The sequence below is a fragment of the Streptomyces sp. BK208 genome (genome assembly GCF_004364245.1).
Taxonomy (GTDB): Bacteria; Actinomycetota; Actinomycetes; order Streptomycetales; family Streptomycetaceae; genus Streptomyces.
The window spans coordinates 702,555-720,821 of the sequence record NZ_SOAV01000001.1; the positions used below are offsets into that span (position 1 = coordinate 702,555).

General features: G+C 70.4%; 13 protein-coding genes and 1 pseudogene. 6 read left to right on the forward strand and 8 right to left on the reverse strand.

Translation table 11 applies throughout. The features are described 5' to 3' along the window. Positions 1 to 145: 145 nt before the first annotated feature. From EV562_RS03305 to EV562_RS03335, 6 genes are all read right to left on the reverse strand, one after another. Positions 146 to 2,836: a GNAT family N-acetyltransferase gene (locus EV562_RS03305; protein ID WP_133885098.1), complete on the reverse strand. Its 2,691-nt coding sequence runs from the start codon at positions 2,834 to 2,836 to the stop codon at positions 146 to 148. 93 nt (positions 2,837 to 2,929) lie between these two features. Further along, on the reverse strand, positions 2,930 to 3,781 hold the full coding sequence (locus EV562_RS03310; RefSeq protein ID WP_133885099.1) for a universal stress protein: 852 nt from the start codon (positions 3,779 to 3,781) through the stop codon (positions 2,930 to 2,932). A gap of 27 nt (positions 3,782 to 3,808) precedes the next feature. Continuing rightward, a complete protein-coding gene (locus tag EV562_RS03315) occupies positions 3,809 to 4,714 on the reverse strand; it encodes a universal stress protein (RefSeq protein ID WP_133885100.1) in 906 nt (301 codons plus the stop codon). Between the two features lie 656 nt (positions 4,715 to 5,370). Continuing rightward, a complete protein-coding gene (locus EV562_RS03325; protein WP_133885102.1) occupies positions 5,371 to 7,125 on the reverse strand; it encodes a GAF domain-containing sensor histidine kinase in 1,755 nt (584 codons plus the stop codon). Positions 7,126 to 7,266: 141 nt separating this feature from the next. Beyond that, positions 7,267 to 7,959, reverse strand: coding sequence for a response regulator transcription factor (locus tag EV562_RS03330; RefSeq protein WP_133885103.1), 693 nt, complete (start codon positions 7,957 to 7,959; stop codon positions 7,267 to 7,269). A gap of 192 nt (positions 7,960 to 8,151) precedes the next feature. Next, complete coding sequence (locus EV562_RS03335; protein ID WP_208298274.1) at positions 8,152 to 9,024, reverse strand: universal stress protein; 873 nt, start codon at positions 9,022 to 9,024, stop codon at positions 8,152 to 8,154. Positions 9,025 to 9,562: 538 nt separating this feature from the next. Here EV562_RS03335 and hypE point away from each other — a divergent pair. The 3 genes and pseudogenes from hypE to EV562_RS03350 all read left to right on the forward strand — a co-directional run bounded on the left by hypE (position 9,563) and on the right by EV562_RS03350 (position 12,766). Continuing rightward, positions 9,563 to 10,595 (forward strand): annotated as a pseudogene (hypE, locus tag EV562_RS03340) (hydrogenase expression/formation protein HypE). Between the two features lie 265 nt (positions 10,596 to 10,860). Next, the gene (locus EV562_RS03345) at positions 10,861 to 12,300 is read left to right on the forward strand and encodes a nicotinate phosphoribosyltransferase (RefSeq protein WP_243859953.1); all 1,440 of its coding nucleotides are present in this window, start codon (positions 10,861 to 10,863) and stop codon (positions 12,298 to 12,300) included. A gap of 7 nt (positions 12,301 to 12,307) precedes the next feature. After that, the gene (locus EV562_RS03350) at positions 12,308 to 12,766 is read left to right on the forward strand and encodes a universal stress protein (RefSeq protein WP_133885104.1); all 459 of its coding nucleotides are present in this window, start codon (positions 12,308 to 12,310) and stop codon (positions 12,764 to 12,766) included. Positions 12,767 to 12,977: 211 nt separating this feature from the next. On the opposite strand, the gene EV562_RS35960 is transcribed toward EV562_RS03350, so the two are convergent. Then, positions 12,978 to 13,118 (reverse strand): hypothetical protein, encoded by a 141-nt coding sequence (locus tag EV562_RS35960; RefSeq protein ID WP_347877063.1) that lies wholly within the window; start codon positions 13,116 to 13,118, stop codon positions 12,978 to 12,980. Next, on the reverse strand, positions 13,102 to 13,551 hold the full coding sequence (locus EV562_RS35965) for a pyridoxamine 5'-phosphate oxidase family protein (protein WP_347877064.1): 450 nt from the start codon (positions 13,549 to 13,551) through the stop codon (positions 13,102 to 13,104). Before EV562_RS35965 ends, EV562_RS35960 begins: the two co-directional genes overlap by 17 nt. Before the next feature lie 558 nt (positions 13,552 to 14,109). On the opposite strand from EV562_RS35965, the gene EV562_RS03360 reads away from it, so the two are divergent. The 3 genes from EV562_RS03360 (at position 14,110) to EV562_RS03375 (ending at position 18,221) form a co-directional block, all read left to right on the forward strand. Further along, positions 14,110 to 14,691 carry a hypothetical protein gene (locus EV562_RS03360; RefSeq protein ID WP_133885105.1) on the forward strand — a complete coding sequence of 194 codons (582 nt, stop codon included), beginning with the start codon at positions 14,110 to 14,112 and terminating at the stop codon, positions 14,689 to 14,691. A 946-nt stretch (positions 14,692 to 15,637) separates the two neighbouring features. Further along, on the forward strand, positions 15,638 to 16,921 hold the full coding sequence (locus tag EV562_RS03370) for an NAD(P)/FAD-dependent oxidoreductase (protein WP_133885106.1): 1,284 nt from the start codon (positions 15,638 to 15,640) through the stop codon (positions 16,919 to 16,921). 40 nt (positions 16,922 to 16,961) lie between these two features. After that, a complete protein-coding gene (locus tag EV562_RS03375) occupies positions 16,962 to 18,221 on the forward strand; it encodes a cation:proton antiporter (protein ID WP_133885107.1) in 1,260 nt (419 codons plus the stop codon). The last annotated feature ends 46 nt before the right edge of the window (positions 18,222 to 18,267 follow it).

Consider the following 18,267-nt stretch of genomic DNA (forward strand, 5'->3'; position numbering starts at 1 on the left):
TCCCACGCCCGACGCTGGCGCGGCCCCAGGGCGATGACGAGGAGAAATGACAACTATCGTGCTTCGGCTCACCTGGTGATCTCCCGACCGTCGACGAGATCCTCGACAACGTCGCCGCCTACTGCCACAGAGTCTCTGACTCAGGTCACCAGCGGAGCCGGCGCAGATACGGGTCCTGCGGGCGGCACGGCAGCAGGCGTGCACGGGCGTCCAGGACCGTGAGGCCGACGGACGTCGCGAGGACCGGATGGAAGTCGGCCTCGGCCAATTGCGGCAGGTCCTCGGCCATTCGGGAGACCCTGTGGAGCAGTTGCTCAAGACCGACGAGGTCGACGGGGTCCGTTCCGGCCGAGCCGAAGAGCAGCGGGGCGCAGCGCGGTGAGGTGATCAGGTCGTGCACGTCCAGGTCGGTGAGCGGGGCGAGACGGGCGGCCTGGTCGACGAGCACCTCCGTGGCGATTCCGCCCGGTCCGAACATGACCACCGGTCCGAAGACCTGGTCCTGGACGATGCCGACGAGCAGTTCGGTGCCGCGTTCCGCCAGCGGCTGCACGACGGCCCCGCTCATCACGTCGAAGCGTGCCCGGAGGTCCCGGTAGGCGCCCCGCACCTGGGCTTCACCCAGAAGATCGAGACGAACGGCACGCTGAGCGTCCTCGCGCACCAGTCCCGGCCAGTACGCCTTCAGGACGACCCGGCCGTCCAGGCCGCCCAGGCGCTCGGCGGCGCGCACGGCATCGGCCTCGGTTTCCGCCCAGGCCCATGGGGGCTGGGGGATGCCGTAGCAGCTCAGGAGTTCGGCGCACGTCTCCGGTTCAAGCCAGCCGCCGTCCGGGTGCGCGGTGAGCCAGCCATCGGCCAGGGCGTGCGCCCGTTGGGTGTCGATGCCGTCCGGGATCCGCCTGGTGCCGGGCGGGCGGGCCAGCCAGACCGTCCGGCGGGCGGCGTGGGTCAATGCGCGCGCCGCCGCGTTCGGTTCGGCGTACGAGGGGATCACTCTGCCTTCGCCGGCCGGTAGCAGGCGGACGGGCACGTCCTGCTCCAGGCGGACCAGGACGACAGGGGTGCGCCGTCTGCCGGGGCCTCGGGTGACGGCTCGTACCAGGTCGTCGCCGGTCGCGGCGGCCACGGCTGTGGGGACGAGGACGACCACGACGGCGTCGACACCGCGGTGGGCGGTGAGCCGGTCCAGGCAATCGCGCAGTTCGTCCTCGGCGACAGCGGCAGTGACATCCACTGGGTTACCGGCAGTTGCTCCGTCGGGCAGCACGGCAAGGAGTTCCTGGATCAGTCCGGGGGTGGACGCCGGCAGGACGAGCCCCGCCTCCACACACGCGTCCGCGGCCAGTACGCCGGCCCCGCCCGCGTTGGTCACGACGGCGACCCTGGTCCCGGCGGGCAGGGGCTGGGCGTGGAACAGAGCGGCTGTCTCCAACAGCTCTCCGATGGAGCGGGTCGCGGTGATGCCGGCCTGGGTGAACAGTGCCTGTCTGGTCAGGGTGCCGGTGGCCGCGGCGGCACTGTGGGACGCGGCGGCACGACGGCCCGCGTCGGTGCGGCCGGCGTCGACGGTCAGCAACGGTATTCGGCGGGTGACGCGCCGGGCGGTACGGGAGAAGGCCCGCGGATTGCCGAAAGACTCCAGATACAGCAGGGCGAGGTCGGTGACACCGTCGTTCTCCCACCACTGGAGCAGGTCGTTGCCACTGACGTCGTACTTGTCGCCGAGCGAGGCGAACGTCGACACCCCGATACCCAGGCGGGACAGTCCGCCGAGCAGGGCGATGCCGACACCTCCGGACTGAACGGCGATGCCTGCGGTTCCCCGGCTCGGGTGCCCGGCGGCGAAGGTCGCGTCCATCCGCAGTTCCGGGTCGGTGTTGGCGGCACCTAGGCAGTTCGGGCCGACGAGGCGCATACCGTGGGTGCGGCACGCGGTGAGCAGCGCCTGCGCCTGAGGGGGGTCCAGACCTGCTGACACGACCACCAGGGCACGTGCGCCCGCCTTGCCGGAATCCTCCGCCACGCTCGGCACGGCGGCGGCCGGGGAGCCGATCACGACGAGGTCGGGCGGGATGGGCAGCGCCGCGACCGCGGGATAGGACGGAACGCCGAGAACTGCGTGGGCATGCGGGTTCACGGCGAACAACCGGCCGGTGAAGCCGCCAGTGCGCAGGTGGCGGAGTACGGCGCGTCCCACGGAACCGGGCTGTCGGCCGGCCCCGACGACGGCGACCGTCCGCGGCCTGAACAGGGGCTCCATGCTGGCCACGTCCGCGGTGCGCCCGCGGCTTTCCACCGCCCTCAGATAGGAGTCGTCCTGGTCGAGCGCGATGGTGCAGCGTGTCTCGGGCCCGTCCATGCGGTGAGTGACCCGCAGCCCGAGGTCGGTGAACAGACGGAGCACTTCCCGGTTCTCACTGAGGGCCTCGGCCACGAAGCACGTGAGGCCGTCGGCCCGGGCGGCGGAGGCCAAGTGCTCGACGAGGAGGGTGCCCACGCCGCGGTGGTGCAAGCCGTCCGCGACGGCGACGGCCAACTCGGCCGAACCTCGTTCCTCCCCTGCGTCGTACTCGGCGAGGCCGATGATCCGACCCGTCAGCTCGGCCACCAGTGCCCGGTGGCCGGGCCGGGACGGCTCACAGGCGTGGTCTGCGGCGGCGGCGGCGGAATGTGGACTCACGGCGAAGAAACGCATCCGCAGGTTCTCGGGTGACATCCTCTCGTAGAGCCGGTGAAGTTGATCGTGGTCTACGGGTTCCACGGCGCGGATACGGACGGTGGTTCCGTCCGTCAGCAGGGCGTGGATCGCGGAACGTCCCAGGTCGTCCGTCATCACTCTCTCCACTCGCCGGGCCGGGTTGCGCCGACCGGTCTCCCCGCCACCCCACCGCTGCGGTACCGACGGCCCGGGAGCCGGGCATCGGGCTCACCTCTGCTCCGGCACGATGACGACCGGGCAGGCCGAGCGGTGCAGTACGGAGTGGGCGACCCGGCCGAGCCGGCCATGACTTCGACGGCCGATCACCATCAGGTCGGCCTCGGCGGAAGCAGCGGGCAGCACGCTGCGCGCCGGACCCTCGACGGTGTGCCGGCGCACGGCGATGTCGGACGGGGCGTCTTCCAGGGCTGCTTCCAGCTCCATGGCTGCCCGCTCCTCGTACAGCCGGGCTGGCTCCCCCTCCACCAAGGGGTGATCAACCGTCTCGTGGGCGGGGCAGCGCCACGTCCGCACGACGGTCAGTGGCACGTGGCGCAGGCGTGCCTCGGTGACGGCGAACCGCAGGACGGACGAAGGTGCCTCGCCGAGACCGACGACGATCCTGCCGTACCGTCCGGTGACGGCTCGGTTGTCGTGGTTGCCGCGCAGGACGACGACCGGGCAGTCGCTCGCGGCGGCCACGGTCCGGCTGACGGAGCCCAGCAGCCGGTCCGCGACGCCGCTACGGCCGCGACTGCCCACGACGATCACGGACGCGTTGCGTCCGGCGCAGACCAGGGCGTGCTCAGCTTCGTGGGGCATCATCTCGGTGGTGACGAGGAGATCAGGATGCCGACACCGGGCGCGCCTGGCGGCGGCCCCCAGGATGTCCTCGGCCTGCACCCGAGCAGACAGCTCGCCCAACTCCCGTGCAAGCGACGCCCCTTCGTACCCCTCCCACAGCGCTCCGTAGAGCACGCGGAGGGGCACTCCGTGCAGGTCAGCCTCGTCGGCCGCCCAGTCGACGGCCCGCATGCTGGACTCGGAGCCGTCCACGCCGACCACCAGTGGCAGATACATGACGCCTCCTCCACGCGACAGGGACCGTCAGGAGTGCGCAACGACGGCGACGGGCGCGGTGGCGTGGTGCAGCACCGCGTGGGTGACAGCGCCGATGTGCGCGCCGAACGGGTTGCCGCGGATGCGCCTGCCGACGACCACCAGGGACGCGTCGTGTGCGACATCGACCAGGTGGCGGGCGGGACTGCCGGAACGGGACACCTCGACGACCTCGACGTCCGGGTACTTCTGCCGCCAGGGCAGGATCACCCGAGTGAGGTCGGTTGCCTTCCTGCGGGCCACCCCCACGTCGGGCACGGAGCCGGCGGTCAGCACGTAAGGGTAATAGGGCGGCAGTTGCCAGCCGCTCACCACGTGCAACGCCGTCCTGCGGCGCTGTGCCTCCTCGAAAGCGAAGACGAGCACGCCGTCGTCATAGCCGTCGATGTCGAGGCCGACCACGACCGGCCGGAAAGCGGTGGCCGCGGACGGGATCCCGGCGGGATCCATGACGTGTTCGTCGGCGGCCATCTCACCGGCCCGTACGAGGACCACGGGAATCTCGGTGTGGGCGATCACGGACTGTCCGACGGATCCCACGAGGTATCCGCCGAGTCCACTCAGGGCGCGTGAACCGAGGACCAGCAGTTCCGCCTCTTCGACGGCCTCGACCAGCGTGTTCGCCGGAGGGCCGGACCGCTGGTCGCAGGTCACCTCGACACCGGGGTGGCGCAGCCGGAGCCCTTCGCCCGTCTTCCGTGGGACATGCTCGGTCCAGTACTGGTGGGTTTCGGTGCCGAGAACCGGGTCCTCGGCCAGGGGTGCCGGAACCGGCTCCCACACGTGAAGCAGCCGTACCGGCAGGTCGCGCAGCCCGGCCTCGCGGGCCGCCCATTCGGCGGCGGCGTGGCTCTCGGGTGAACCGTCGATCCCCACCGTGATCGTGCGGGTCATGCTCCCCACCTCCTGTATCGGTCTTCTGATTTCAGCGTGTCCCGCGCCCGGTCCCAGGAACAGGGACCGCAGGTCCCCGGTCGCGGCCGAGAGTCCCCTTCGGCCGGCCGGTGGGGCGGTCCCGGCGCCGGGACCGCCCCACCGATCGTGTTGAGCGCAGCCACTTCCGGTCGCGGACGACGGGAAGCCGGACCCACAGGCGACCGAGACCGATTACGTCGCCGGCGGATGCAGCGGTCAGGACGGTCAGCTCCCGCGAGGGCCGGGCCGGCCCTGCCGAGCGCGGGGACAGCGGAACGAGACCGAGGAGTGACCACCTGTTCTCGCCGGTCCCGGCGGGGCGAGAGGCACCCGCAGCTCGGTCCTCATCACCGCCCACTACCAGTGGAAGGACTGGCTGCGCGTCGGCCCAGGCGCCGGCACGCGCCCTCCTGCTGGCCACCCCGCTCACGCCGTGCGAGCTTCCCTGCCCCCAGCAGGCGGTGGAGTGGGCCGACCTGCACGGCCGGCTGAGCTTCGCCGGCCGACTCCGTGGTCGGGCACAGACGCTTCGGTACGGCCCCGTTGGCTTCGCTTCACCACGACGCGGCGTCGACCAGGTCTGGAGCCCATGACGTACGGAACAGGCCGACGGGAGCCCAGGCCGGCCTCGACGATCACGGCGTCGTTCCGGCGTCCTTCCCCTCCGCCTGATCCACAGGCACCCGCCACACGAGGCGGGTGCCTCCGTCCTGTGGGCGCTCCAGTCGCAGTTCTCCGTCGAGTTTTTGCGCGCGTTCTTCCATGTTGCGCAGTCCGCTGCGGCGGCCGCCGGGCGGGATGCCGACGCCGTTGTCGGCGACTGTGAGCCGGACCGACTTGCCGTCGGTCTCCAGCGCGACCTCGGCATGGCTCGCGCGGGCGTGGCGGGCGATGTTGGTCAAGGACTCCGTCATGACGGCGACGAGTTGGTCGGCGGTGTCCTTCGGTACGTGTGTGTCGAGCAGGCCCTCCATACGGACTCCTGGCGCGAAGCCCAGCACCGGTGCCATCTCGGCGACCGCCCGCACCGCGCGGGCCCGCAGTGTGGACGACGCCGGCTCGTCCTCCCGGGAACGCAAGCCGAAGATCGTCGAACGGATGATCTTGATCGTTTCGTCCAGGTCGCCCACCGCACGCTGCACGCGTTCCGCCGCCTTGTCATGCTGGATGAAGCGCCCTGCGCTCTGCAGCGTCATGGCCGTGGCGAACAAGCGCTGGATCGCCAGGTCGTGCAGGTCGCGGGCGATGCGGTCGCGGTCCTCCAACAACGCGATCTGCTCCGCGTCCCGGCGGCGTTCCGCCAGTTCCATCGCCACCGCCGCCTGAGCGGCGAACACCTGTAGCGGTTGCGTCTCCTTCTCGGTGAACACGGGCCCACCCGCCTCGCGGACCAGCAGCACCACGCCGCGCACGTGCTCGTCTGTACCGATGGGGACGGCCACCGCCGGCCCGAGGCCCGCGAACCGCGGCGGGCCAGCCGTGATCCGTTCGTCGTGCGACACGTCCTGACTGCTCACGGGCACACTCCGGGCGAACGCTTCACCCATGAGGCTGCCGCGCACGGGCAGTACCCGTCCGCGCCAGGCCCCGGCCTCGCGTCCGATCGCCAGCTCCACCGCCAGCTCGTCGGTACCCGGCACCGGCAAGGCCACCACGCCGAGCGCGCATGCCGTGATCTCCCGAGCCCGTTCGGCGATCAGCCGCAGCGCCCCGCCCTGTTCGGCGCCGGACATCAGCGTGTGCATGATCTCGGCGTTGACCTGAAGCCAGCGCTCACGCAGCCGGGTCTCCTCGTACAACCGGGCGTTGTCGATCGCCACGCCCGCCGCCACGGCCAGGGTGGACAGCACCGACTCGTCGTCCTCGTCGAACTCCTGCCCGCCGCGCTTCTCCGTCAGGTACAGGTTGCCGAAGACGTGGTCGCGTACCCGGATGGGGACACCCAGGAAGGTGTTCATCGGCGGGTGGTGCGCGGGGAACCCGTAGGAGGCGGGGTGGTCGGACAGCTTGGCCAGACGCAGCGCCTCCGGGTGCCTGATCAACTCACCCAGAATGCCGTGTCCCTCGGGGAAGTGCCCGATGCGGGTGATCTCCTCCTCGCTGACTCCGACCGTGTGGAACGCGGACAGCCGTCTGCCGTCCGGGCCGATCACGCCCAGCGCGGCATACTCGGCGTCGACCAGCGTCGCCGCGGCCTCGACGATGCCGCGCAGGGCCTGCTCCAGGTCCAGTTCCCGACCGACGGACAGCACCGCTTCCAGCAGACTGTGCACCCTGTCCCGAGTGCCGCGGGCCGCGTCCAGCCGGGCCTGCAACTCGCCCAGCAGTTCGTCCAGCCGCAGCTGCGGCAGGCGCACGCTGGCCTCCCGCGTCTCCTCGGACTCGTCCACCACCGGCCTCCACGCCAGGGACAGTGCGGCTTTCCGGCCGCATACGTGCCACGGTAGCGGCTGCGGAGCGACCACGACACAGGAGTTCCCTGCTGCTTCGTGTGCGGCCGGAGATCACAGACCAGAGGCTCGCGACGGCGCTCAGCGGCCTTCGGCTCGCATGCGGTCCTGCGCCTGGGTGGCGATCACGGCGGCCTGGATGCGCCGCTCCACACCGAGCTTGGCGAGCAGGCGGGAGATGTGGTTCTTGACGGTCTTCTCGGCCAGGTACAGGCGCTGGCCGATCTGCCGGTTGGTCAGCCCTTCTCCGATGAGGGCGAGGATGTCCCGCTCGCGCTCGGTCAGACCGGGCAGCGCTTCCGACTCCTCCTTCTGTTCCTCACCACCGCGCAGCCGTGCCATCAGTTTCGCCGTGGCGCTCGGGTCCAGCAGCGACTGGCCGCGGGCCACGGTGCGCACGGCGGAGACCAGGTCGGAGCCCTCGATCTGTTTCAGGACGTACCCGGCCGCGCCCGCCATGATCGAGTCGAGCAGCGCTTCCTCGTCGTCGAACGAGGTCAGCATGAGACAGGCCAGACCCGGCATACTCGACCGCAGCTCCCGGCAGACGCTCACTCCGTCGCCGTCCGGCAGGCGCACGTCCAGCACCGCCACGTCCGGACGCAGCGCGGGAACGCGCACCAGCGCCTGCTGGACGGTGGCCCCCTCACCGACCACGGTGATGTCCGGTTCGTCGTCCAGCAGGTCGTGAACGCCCCTGCGGACGACCTCGTGGTCGTCAAGGAGGAAAACTCTGATCGCGGTCGCCCGGTCGGCCAGCTCGCTGTCCATCATCGATCGCTCCTCGAAGAGGCGTCCCGCCTACAGGGCCAGTCTTCCCCCAGCCAGAACCGGGGGCCAGGGGCCGGACGGCCCTCCTTCTCCCCGATGGGTGGACTCCATGCCCAGAGTGAGGTCGATCCCGGTTCTTCACACCGGATGCGCTGCGCCGTGTGTGGCACCGCGCACCGGGTGGGCCGGCGGGTGTCACGCCGCCTGCGGGACCACCGCCACCGGGCAGGCCGCGTGCTGGAGCAGGGTGTGAGTGACGCGTCCGAGCTGGAGGCCGAAGTGGCCCGACCGGTGCCGGGCACCCACGACGACCAGATCGGCAGCGGCCGACCGCGCCACCAGCACCTTTCGGGCCGGCCCTTCGATCGTCGTCCTGCGCAGTCGCACACTCGGATGTGCCGTGACCGCTTCGGCGATCACAGTGTCGATCAAGGCGGAAGCCCGTTCCTCGTGCTGGTGCTCGGAACCGGCTGGGGCCCCGGCGTCGGTGCTCTCGTACTCCGGGCACCGCCATGCCCTCACCACGTCCAGCTCGCAGCCCCTTGTCTCGGCCGCATGGAAGGCGAAGCGAACCGCCTCCCGGCTTGTGTCGGGGTCGCCTGCGCCCAGGAGGACGCGTTCGTGAGCGCCCGACAACGCGGACTTGTCGCCTCGGACGACGATCACGGGGCAGTCGGACCGGGCCGCCACGGCCAGACTGACCGAGCCGAGCAGTGCCCCCTTGAGTTCCCCGCGTCCTCGTGATCCGGTGACCACGGCGGTGGCGTGCATCCCTTCGGCCAGGAGCGCCGACACCGCTTCAGCAGGCACCGTGTCCGTGGAGATCTCCAGGCCGGGGGCGTATCGCCGGACACGTTCGGCGGCTGTTCCGACGATGTTGTCCGCCATCACCTGCTCCGAGGAGCGCTCCCGGCTCATGCTCGGCAGGACGCCCTCGTACCGCTCCCACAAAGAGGCGTAGACCAGGCGCAGCGGAAGCCGTCGACGCAGCGCCTCGTCCACCGCCCAGTCGATGGCCAGAACACTGCCGTCCGACCCGTCGACGCCCACAACCAGGGGAAGTGCCATCGTCCCCACCGCCTTCTCTCTTCCAGCCACCTCGTGCAGCGTGGGTTGCCACTTCCACGGTCGCACCACCACGGCCGACGTGGCAGGGACTGGCTGGGTCCACAGGAGGGACCTTCGGCCCCGGACGAGGCCGACCGGGCCGCGCGATGAACCCAGAGGCCCCTGTTCCGGTTTCCGCACATGAGTGAGGCTGTGGATCAGGGGGAGCACCGCGAGACGAGGCGATCGTCATGGAACGGATCCAGATGACAAGGCGCCCGCGCCCTCCGCGTCGGCCGGATCCACCCGACCTGCGTACACCGTCGGGACGTCCTATGCCGTACTAACCACGGTTCCGGGTCACCGACCACGGCCGAGCCTGTGTCGGCCAGCGGCCGGAATCCACCGAGGCGTCTGCCCGGTCGACGGTGCCGCTGCGCGATTCGCCGTCGGGGGTCCCACGACCGCAAGGAGCCCGAGTGAACAGGCCGGCAACGTGCTCACAGGTGTCCGCCTCCTCCCTACGGACACCTCCGGATGTCTGGGAAGGAACGTCCTCATGAACGCCACCAGCCTCCCGCCCCCTCACGAGGACGAGGCGGTTCTGCTCGCCCATGAGGCGGGCGGACGGACGACCGGCGAACTGCTGGACACCCATGTGCTGCCCGCTCTCGGCGGACGACCGGGCGCCCTGGAGGACGCCGCCCTGCTGCCCGACCACCCCGACCTCGTGATCAGCACCGACGGCTTCGTCGTCAGCCCTCTCTTCTTCCCCGGAGGGGGACATCGGCTCCCTGGCTGTCTACGGCACGGTCAACGACCTGGCCATGCGCGGTGCCCGACCGATCGCCCTGGCCGTAGCTCTGATCATCGAGGAGAAACTTCCCCCTCTCGAACTCCGGGCGGTGGCTCGCTCCTTGAGCGCGGCGGCCCTCGGCGTCGGAGTACCCGTCGTCACCGGCGACACGAAGGCCGTGGGACACGGCGCGGTGGACAAGGTGTTCATCACCACCGGCGTCGGGCAGCGGCACCTGGCACTGCGCCCGTCCGCCTCGCTCGCCCGCCCCGGGGACGCGGTACTGCTCTCCGGCCCGATCGGCCTGCACGGGACGGCGGTCCTGTCGACACGCGAAGGACTTGCCTCCGGCGGCGGCGTCGCATCGGACAGCAGACCTCTGCACCGGCTCGTCGACGCGCTGGCGCCGTTCGGGCGGAGCATCCACAGCCTGCGTGATCCCACCAGAGGCGGCCTCGCCACCGTGCTCAACGAGATCGCTCGTGACTCGGAGGTGGCGGTCGAGATCGACGCGGGCTCCGTTCCGGTCCCCGAGGCGGTCGTCTCGGTCTGTGACCTGCTCGGCCTCGATCCACTGACCGTGGCCGGCGCCGGATGCCTGGTGGCCTTCGTCGCCCCCGCGGACGAGGCCGACGCGCTCACCGCGCTGCACTCGCTCCCGGAGGGTCGGAATGCGGTGCGTATAGGCGATGTGCCTAGGCGAGGACCTACCGGCCGAGTCGTCCTGCGCACGCCTGCCGGCGTCCGACGCGTGATCGACATGCCGCTCGGCGAGCAGTTGTCCCGAATCTTCTGACCCGACGACTTTCCGCGCATCACAGTCTGTGCCCGCACAGCGGTGCAAGCAGGTCGGGCCGGACCGGCAGCCCTTACAGCGCGCTGGTCGTCTCACCCTCCCGCCCGCACTTCCATGACCGATCACTGGCGCGAGGAGCGGGGAGGGGCCGTGCGACCCGCCACTGTCCGCGAGGCAGGGACTGTGCGGCCCTTCCTCGCGTGTGCAACAGCGCGAAAGACTGGACTCGGAGCGGGACCTCGACCGTCGCGAGCAGGTGACTGCCATGTCGGAAGTGACCACCACGGACCTGTACGAAGTCACCATGGCCCTGTCGTACCTGCGTGAGGGCATGAACCAATCGGCGACCTTCAGCCTCTTCGTCCGCTCACTGCCTCCCGAACGGGGCTTCCTCGTGAGCGCGGGGACGGAACCGGCGCTCGACTACCTCAGTCATCTCCACGTCACCGCCGCCGACCTGGAAATGTTCGCCTCAGCACTGCGTCGGCCCACCGCCGACATCGCACCCCTGAGTGGCATGACGTTCACCGGCGAGGTTCGCGCCGTGCCCGAGGGCCGGATCGTGTACGCGGGAGAGCCGCTCCTGGAGGTGACCGCTCCGATCGCGCAGGCCCAATTGGTCGAGACCTTTCTGCTCAACCAGATATCGCACCAGACGACCGTCGCGTCCAAAGCGGTGCGCTCCGTCCTGGCTGCTGCCGGGCACCCGGTGTTCGACTTCTCGCTGCGCCGCACGCACGGCACCTGCGCTGGTCTGCAGGCCGCCCGCACCGCGGCTCTGACAGGCTTCGCGGGCACCAGCAACGTGACCGCGGCCGTCCGATGGGGGCTGCCCGCGTCCGGCACGATGGCCCACTCCTACGTCGAGGCGTTCCCCGACGAGGAGGCCGCCTTCCGCGCATTCGCCCGCGCCCATCCCGGGCCCGTCACCTTCCTGGTGGACACGTACGACACGGTGCGCGGGGTACGCACGGCGGCCCGGGTCCTGCGTGACCTGGAGCGGGGACCGGGCTGCGCCGTCCGGCTGGACAGCGGTGACCTGGAGGATCTCGCCCGACGGGCCCGAAACGAACTGGATGCCGCCGGCCTGCCCGACGTGCGCGTCATCGCCAGCGGTGGCCTCGACGAGTACCGGGTCGACGTCCTGGTCCGCTCGGGCGCGCCCATCGACGTCTACGCGGTCGGCACCCGTGTCGGCACCTCCGCCGACGCTCCCTACCTCGATTCCGCCTACAAACTCGTGGAGTACGACGGCCACCCGGTGATGAAACTGGCGTCGGGCAAGGCCACACTGCCGGGGAGCAAGCAGGTGTACCGCCGCCCGGGCCACCCGGACATCATCGCCCTGCGGGAGGAAGAGGCACCGCCCGATGCGGAGCCACTCCTTCGCACGCTGATGCGCGACGGACGCCGCCTGAGCCCGCCGGACACCCTGCCGGCGGCACGTGTCCGCCTGACAGCGGACCTGGCAACCCTTCCCGCCGAGACCCTGCGGCCGTGCGTTCCTCAACCGGGGCGGGCCGTGATTTCGGAGCCGCTCTCCGGGTTGGCGGAAGACCTTCGGGAACAACTGCTCTCCTCGAACCTCGTCTCCGGCGATCACGGGGCATCGGGTACACGGCGTGACCAACCACCGATGCAGTCGGCTGGCGCGTCACGCCGACAGCGGGCAGCGTGGACGGAGACGGGAAGCACGTACGAGTGAGGTGGCCATGCAAACACCTGAGCCGACAGCACGCGTGGTCGTGGGCGTGGACGGGTCCCCTTCCTCCTACGCCGCGCTGCGCTGGGCGGATCGGCACGCGCGCACCGTCGGTGGTGTCGTGGAGGCGATCCACGTGTGGGACACACCGTCCGCGGCGGGCTTCACCGGTCCCGCCATCGACCCCGACTTCGACCTGCAGCAGGCCCGTGAGCGATTCTCCGAAGAGCTGCATGCCATCTTCCCCGACGAACGGCCGCCGGGTCTCAGGGAGGTACTCGTCGAGGGTGACCCGTCGGAGATCTTGATCCGTGCCTCGGAAGGGGCCGACGTCCTCGTGGTGGGCCGCCGTGGCAGGGGCGCGTTCGCCCGGGCTATGCTCGGTTCGGTAAGCCAACGCTGTGCCCAGCACGCGGCCTGCCCGGTCGTCGTCGTCCGCCAGGAGCGGGAAACGGACCCCGCGCACTGAGCCGTCGAGGGTCAGGGACGCTTGGCAAGGTCACGACGCTCCAGGGACGCCACTCGTGTCGGCCGGTCCAGGAAGCGTCCAGCGCAGTGCGCTGCGCACAAGGCCACTGTCGCGACGAGGGCACGGCTCCGACACCCGTGGAGGTTCCCGTCCGGTCGGCTCCCTCACGTCGGCCGAGTCGATTCCATTGCCGCGCCCGATGGCGCACCGCTCACGACTCGGCCGCCGAGCTGATGCGCCGGCCGGTCAGACGTTCCATATCCACGGCCAGCCAGTCGATCCGCCGTCCACCCGCCCAGGGCCTGGTGTGCGCGGCCTCGTCCAGCCGTTCCGCCTCAACCCGATCTGTCACGGCCCGGCAACGACCCACGGCCAGGACACTCCAGGCTCATGGCGTCGCCCACCTGGTCGACCTCGAAGGCGACCTGCTGCTCTACGGCCGAGGCCGTTGTGGAGCCGGAGGCAGTACGGAAGGCCACGACCCCGTCCGTCACCTCGTAATTGACCGGGAGCACGGCAGGACCGTGCTCCGTAGTGAACACGAGACGTCCCACTCCGTGGGTGGAGAGCAGGCCCCGGCACTCCTCTTCGCCGAGGTCGAGCAGATGCGGGTCGCGCAGCGCCGATCCCCGCCCGGACGGTCGGTCCGAGCCACCTCCCTGCAAAGCGCCGTACGTCGTCCCCAAGGCGTCTGCCAGCCGCACCAGAGTGCCGGAACCCGGGTCGGCGGTATGCGTCTCCAAGTAGGACAGGTGACCGGGCGCCATACGTGCCCCCTCGGCCACCGCTTCGATGCTGAGACCTTTGCGGCGACGGGCTGTGGCCAGGCGCCGCCGACGCCACCCGCGTCACCGCCGTGCACCGAACCATGGTGAGTCCGGTCGGCAATGCGCCTCGCCTCCGGCATCGGTCGCTGCGGTTCGCCGAGCTGGTCCACATGCGCGTCCGGGCCGGGAAACACCAGCGTGACGTCCCCGGTGTCCGACCAGCGCACGTCGTACGGGGGCGTCCCGTCGTCGTGGTGCAGGCCGACTGTCTCACCGTCCCGCCAAGACACCGGTGGAAAGACTCTCGACGACAAGCCGGTCGCCAACGTGTGCGTACATGACCGCCCCTCTCCTGAGAGTGGCCCGACGGTGCGGCTGCGTCGGCTCTCTGCGGGCATCGGCGAGAGACGATCTCCTCGTCGGCCGTCCATGCGTCGACGCGTCTCAGGCGTCCTGTGGAGCACCGCGAACGATCAGGGCCGGACGGCCTATGAGGAACGCGGGCGGTACCCGAAGGGCCCTGTTGCACGGGGTGCCACGGCGTGAGGCTGGAGACGACAGCCGGAGGTGGTCACGATGCGCGGGAACGGAACCATTCGACGATCTCTGTGGCGCTGGCGCCGCAATCCGCTGCGTCGTCGCGAAGACGTGCTCGAGGCATGGATCCTGCTGATCGTCTGGCTCGTCATCGCTCTGGTGGGTCCCGTCGCAGGAGTGCTCGGGGCACAGGTCTCCGCCCACAGCGCCGCGCAGCGACGCGCAGAACGCCATGTCGTCACCGCCACGCTCGTATCGGACGTGCCCCGCAACGCTCTGACCGACGGCACGACGGGGGGCCGCGTCGACGCGACCGTGCGCTGGACGGCGTCCGACGGTACCCGGCACTCGGGCAAGGCCGCGGTCGACGGACGACTCAAGGCGGGTTCCCGAGTGTCGGTCTGGACGGACCGGCAGAACCACTTGACGCCCGCGCCCCCGACCGCGACAGAGGCAGGCGTGGACGCCGCCTTCATGGGCGCCGCCTCGTCGTTCGCCGTCGTCACGGCGGCGGCTGCCGGCTACTACGGGGCCAGGCTGGTACTCAATCGTCGGCGTCGCACGGCGTTGGAGGACGAGTGGCAGCAGATCGGAGCCCAGTGGGGACGCACGGCTAGCTGAGCCGAGTCTCGTGGGGCCTGAGAACCGGATGTCCCGGAGCCTGGCCGGGGGAGGCTCTCCGGACCTCAAAAACCGTAAGACGAAAGGAGGAGTGATGAGCGGCTTCTTGATCGCGACGCGCCTCTGCCACAGACGGCGCCGTGCGCTTCTTCTCCGTATAGATCTGCGTCAGACGCTCGATCGCATCGTCCTGCGTCCCGATGCCGCCCTCCTCGGACTCTGTTCCCATCCCGTTCCGGAAACGGATCGTGTACGGATGCGGACACCGGGACGGCCGGGCACAGCCGCAGTCCCTGAAGAACGACCCCATCCCCCGGGCGAGCTGACGAGCCAAGAGACGCAACCTCCAAACGAGAGCCGGACATCCGCGCCCAGGCCCCGCCACGGCGGCCGGCAGGTCAGCAAGTCAGGACACTCCCGCGCCCGATGCTGACCATTTGCTGACCTGAGCGGCCCCGCTACGCCTCTGACCTGCACAAACGCCCAGATGCTAGATCTTGGACTTGAACATGGTGCGCAGCATGTTGAACTCCCGAAGACGGCTCCCTGCCTGCTCTGTGCAGGTCAAGGGCGGTCTCGACTGTACACCGGGACATGCCGGTCGAGGAGTGTGAAAAGCGTCGCTCGGCTCCGGCGAGACGGCTTCACATGCGGGCTTTCGCGCCGCACCGGCGCCTGTTGACAAGAGTGCGTCAGGTCCTGGACTTGAACGTGGTGCGCAGCGCGTCGGACTCCTGAAGACGGTTCCCTGCCTGCTTCCCGCGGGTCCGGCAAGGTCTCTGCTTCCTCCCTGGAACCCGTGCGCCTCCGAAGAAGGGGTCCAGACAACATGCAGAGCCCTTGCAGAGGGGGCTGTGCAGACTGACCGTGCGTTCCGGCCGGACGGCTCCGCAGAGGTTTTCGGTCTTTCGGGCGCGACCACACAGCCACTATGGGAGGTCCCAGAATGTCGTCCGCTCTTTTCGGGGTCCCTGACGTGTACGACGTGATCGTCATCGGCGGTGGGCCGGCCGGGGCGACCACCGCCGGACTTCTCGCGCAGCGCGGCCGCCGGGTCCTCGTGCTGGACCGGGAACGCTTTCCCCGCTATCACGTCGGAGAGTCCCTCATTCCGGCGTTCATGCGGCCCATGCAGGAAATGGGCATCACCGAGCGCATGGACGCCCGGGGATTCGAGCGCAAATACGGCGGCACCCTGGTCTGGGGGAACAAGCAGGTGCCGTGGAACTTCTCGTTCGTCGAGGGGGGAGGGCACGAATACGCCTTCCACACCCGGCGGGCGGACCTGGACGCCCTCATCCTGGACCGGGCCAAGGAGCTCGGTGCCTACGTGATCGAGGACGCCACCGTCAAGGAGCCCATCGAGGTGGACGGCCGGGTCACCGGCGTGCGCTTCTCCGTGCGCGGCCTCGACGGACTGCAGGAGGTGAGGGCGCAGTTGGTCGTGGACGCCTCGGGGCAGGCCCGGGTGCTCGGGCGCCGGCTCGCCGACGTGGAGTGGCACGACGAGCTGCGCAACGTCGCGGTGTGGACGTACTTCGACAACTGCGAGCGGCTGCCGGGCGACGAGTACACCAACATCCTCATCGAGGGTCTGGACGGCGGCTGGTTCTGGGCCATCCCCATCGACAAGGGCACGATCAGCGTCGGCTACGTGACGCGTTCGGCGACCGCCGGCGAGAACGGGCAGTCGCTGGAGGACCTGTTCCACGCCGAGCGGCAGCGCACCACCAAGCTGGCGAAGATGCTCGCCGGCGCACGACAGTGTGCCGGTTTCCGGACCGCGCGCGACTGGTCGTACCACAGCAACCGCTTCTACGGCGACGGCTGGGTCCTGGTCGGGGACGCGGCGGCCTTCGTGGATCCGCTGTTCTCCACCGGCGTCGCGCTCGCCACGCTCGCCGGCAGCACCCTGGCCAAGATCCTCGACCGGATCATCGAGCACCCGCGGATCGAGGAGAAGGCGCTGGACCGGTACGCCGCCGCGTACTCCGGCTTCTTCGACGAGATCCGGTCGTTCGTGGAGCGCTTCTACGACCAGAGCAAGTACAAGGAGTTCTACTACAGCCTCGCCCAGGAGATGGTCGACCCCGAGCGCACGAACGAACCGTCCGCGGACTTCGTGACCCTCATCTCCGGGCTGAGCGGCCGGCACCCGCTGTTCCACATCAGTCTCGACGACCTGGTCGCGGACGCGACGTCACCCGCCCCCGGCGCCACCGGCTCCTGACCCGCCAGCGTCGTGGAACAGCGAAGAGGACGACCCGGACATGACTAGCCCGCAGGTGCAACTGCTGTTCCTGGACCTCGCCCTGATCCTGCTGCTGGCCCGTTGCCTGGGACGGCTCCTGTCCATGGTGGGGCAGCCGCCGGTCGTCGGCGAGATCCTCGCGGGCGTCCTGCTCGGCCCCACGCTGCTCGACGGTGCGGTCGCCGACGCCCTGTTTCCCGTGGACGTCCGCGTTCCGCTGACCGGCATGGCCGACATCGGCGTCGCCCTGTTCATGTTCGTCGTGGGCCTGGAGATCGACGTCTCGTCCCTGCGGGGGCGGGGCCGGGTCACGGCGATGTCGGCCTTCGGGTCCACGGCGGTGCCCTTCCTGCTCGGCACCGCCCTGGCGCTGTGGCTGCTGCGTGAGCACGATTCCGCCCAGCCGGTGGCGTTCGTCGCGTTCGTCGGTCTGTCGGTGTCGGTGACCGCGTTCCCCGTCCTCGCCCGCGTCCTGGCCGACCGCGGACTGTCCGCCACGGCAGTGGGCGGGATCGCACTGGCCACGGCCGCCGTCGTGGACGTGGTGGCGTGGATCGCGCTGGCCGGGGTGCAGGCCTCCGCCGGGGGTGACGGGCGGCACTGGCGGGTGGCGCTGATCCTGCCGTACGTGCTGCTGATGCTGCTGGTGGTGCGGCCCCTGCTGCGCCGGGCTCTGCTGCGGTCCGGGACGACCGGCCGGCTGACCGCCGCGAGCTGCGGAACCGTGCTGATCGGGGCCCTGTTGTCGGCGACGGCGACAGAGGCGATGGGGATGCACTTCATCTTCGGTGCCTTCCTGTTCGGCCTGGTGGTCCCCCGGCACGGCACTGCCGGGCTGCGCACCGAACTGCTCGACCACACGCAGCGGATCACGTCGTTGCTGCTGCCGGTCTACTTCGTGGTGGCCGGACTGCGTGTCGACCTCAGCGGCCTCGGCGCGGACGAACTGCTGCAGCTCGGCGCGATCCTGCTGGTGGCCGTGGCGGGCAAGTTCGGCGGCACGTACGTCGCCGCCCGGTCCCAGGGGCTGCCGGCCCGGCCCGCCGCGGCGCTCGGCGTCCTGATGAACACCCGTGGCCTGACGGAGCTGGTCATCCTCGGCATCGGACTGCAGCTGGGTCTGCTGGACGACACCCTGTACTCCCTGATGGTCGTCATGGCCGTGGTCACCACCGCCATGACGGGCCCCCTGCTGTCCCGGGTGTACGCCAGACCCGTGGAGGTGCAGCGCCCCGCCGGCACCCGCGAACCCGATCCCCTGCGGGCTTCCTCCGTCTAGCGGGTGCGCCCGGGCCGGGCCCGGAAGGCACCGCCGGGCCAGGACG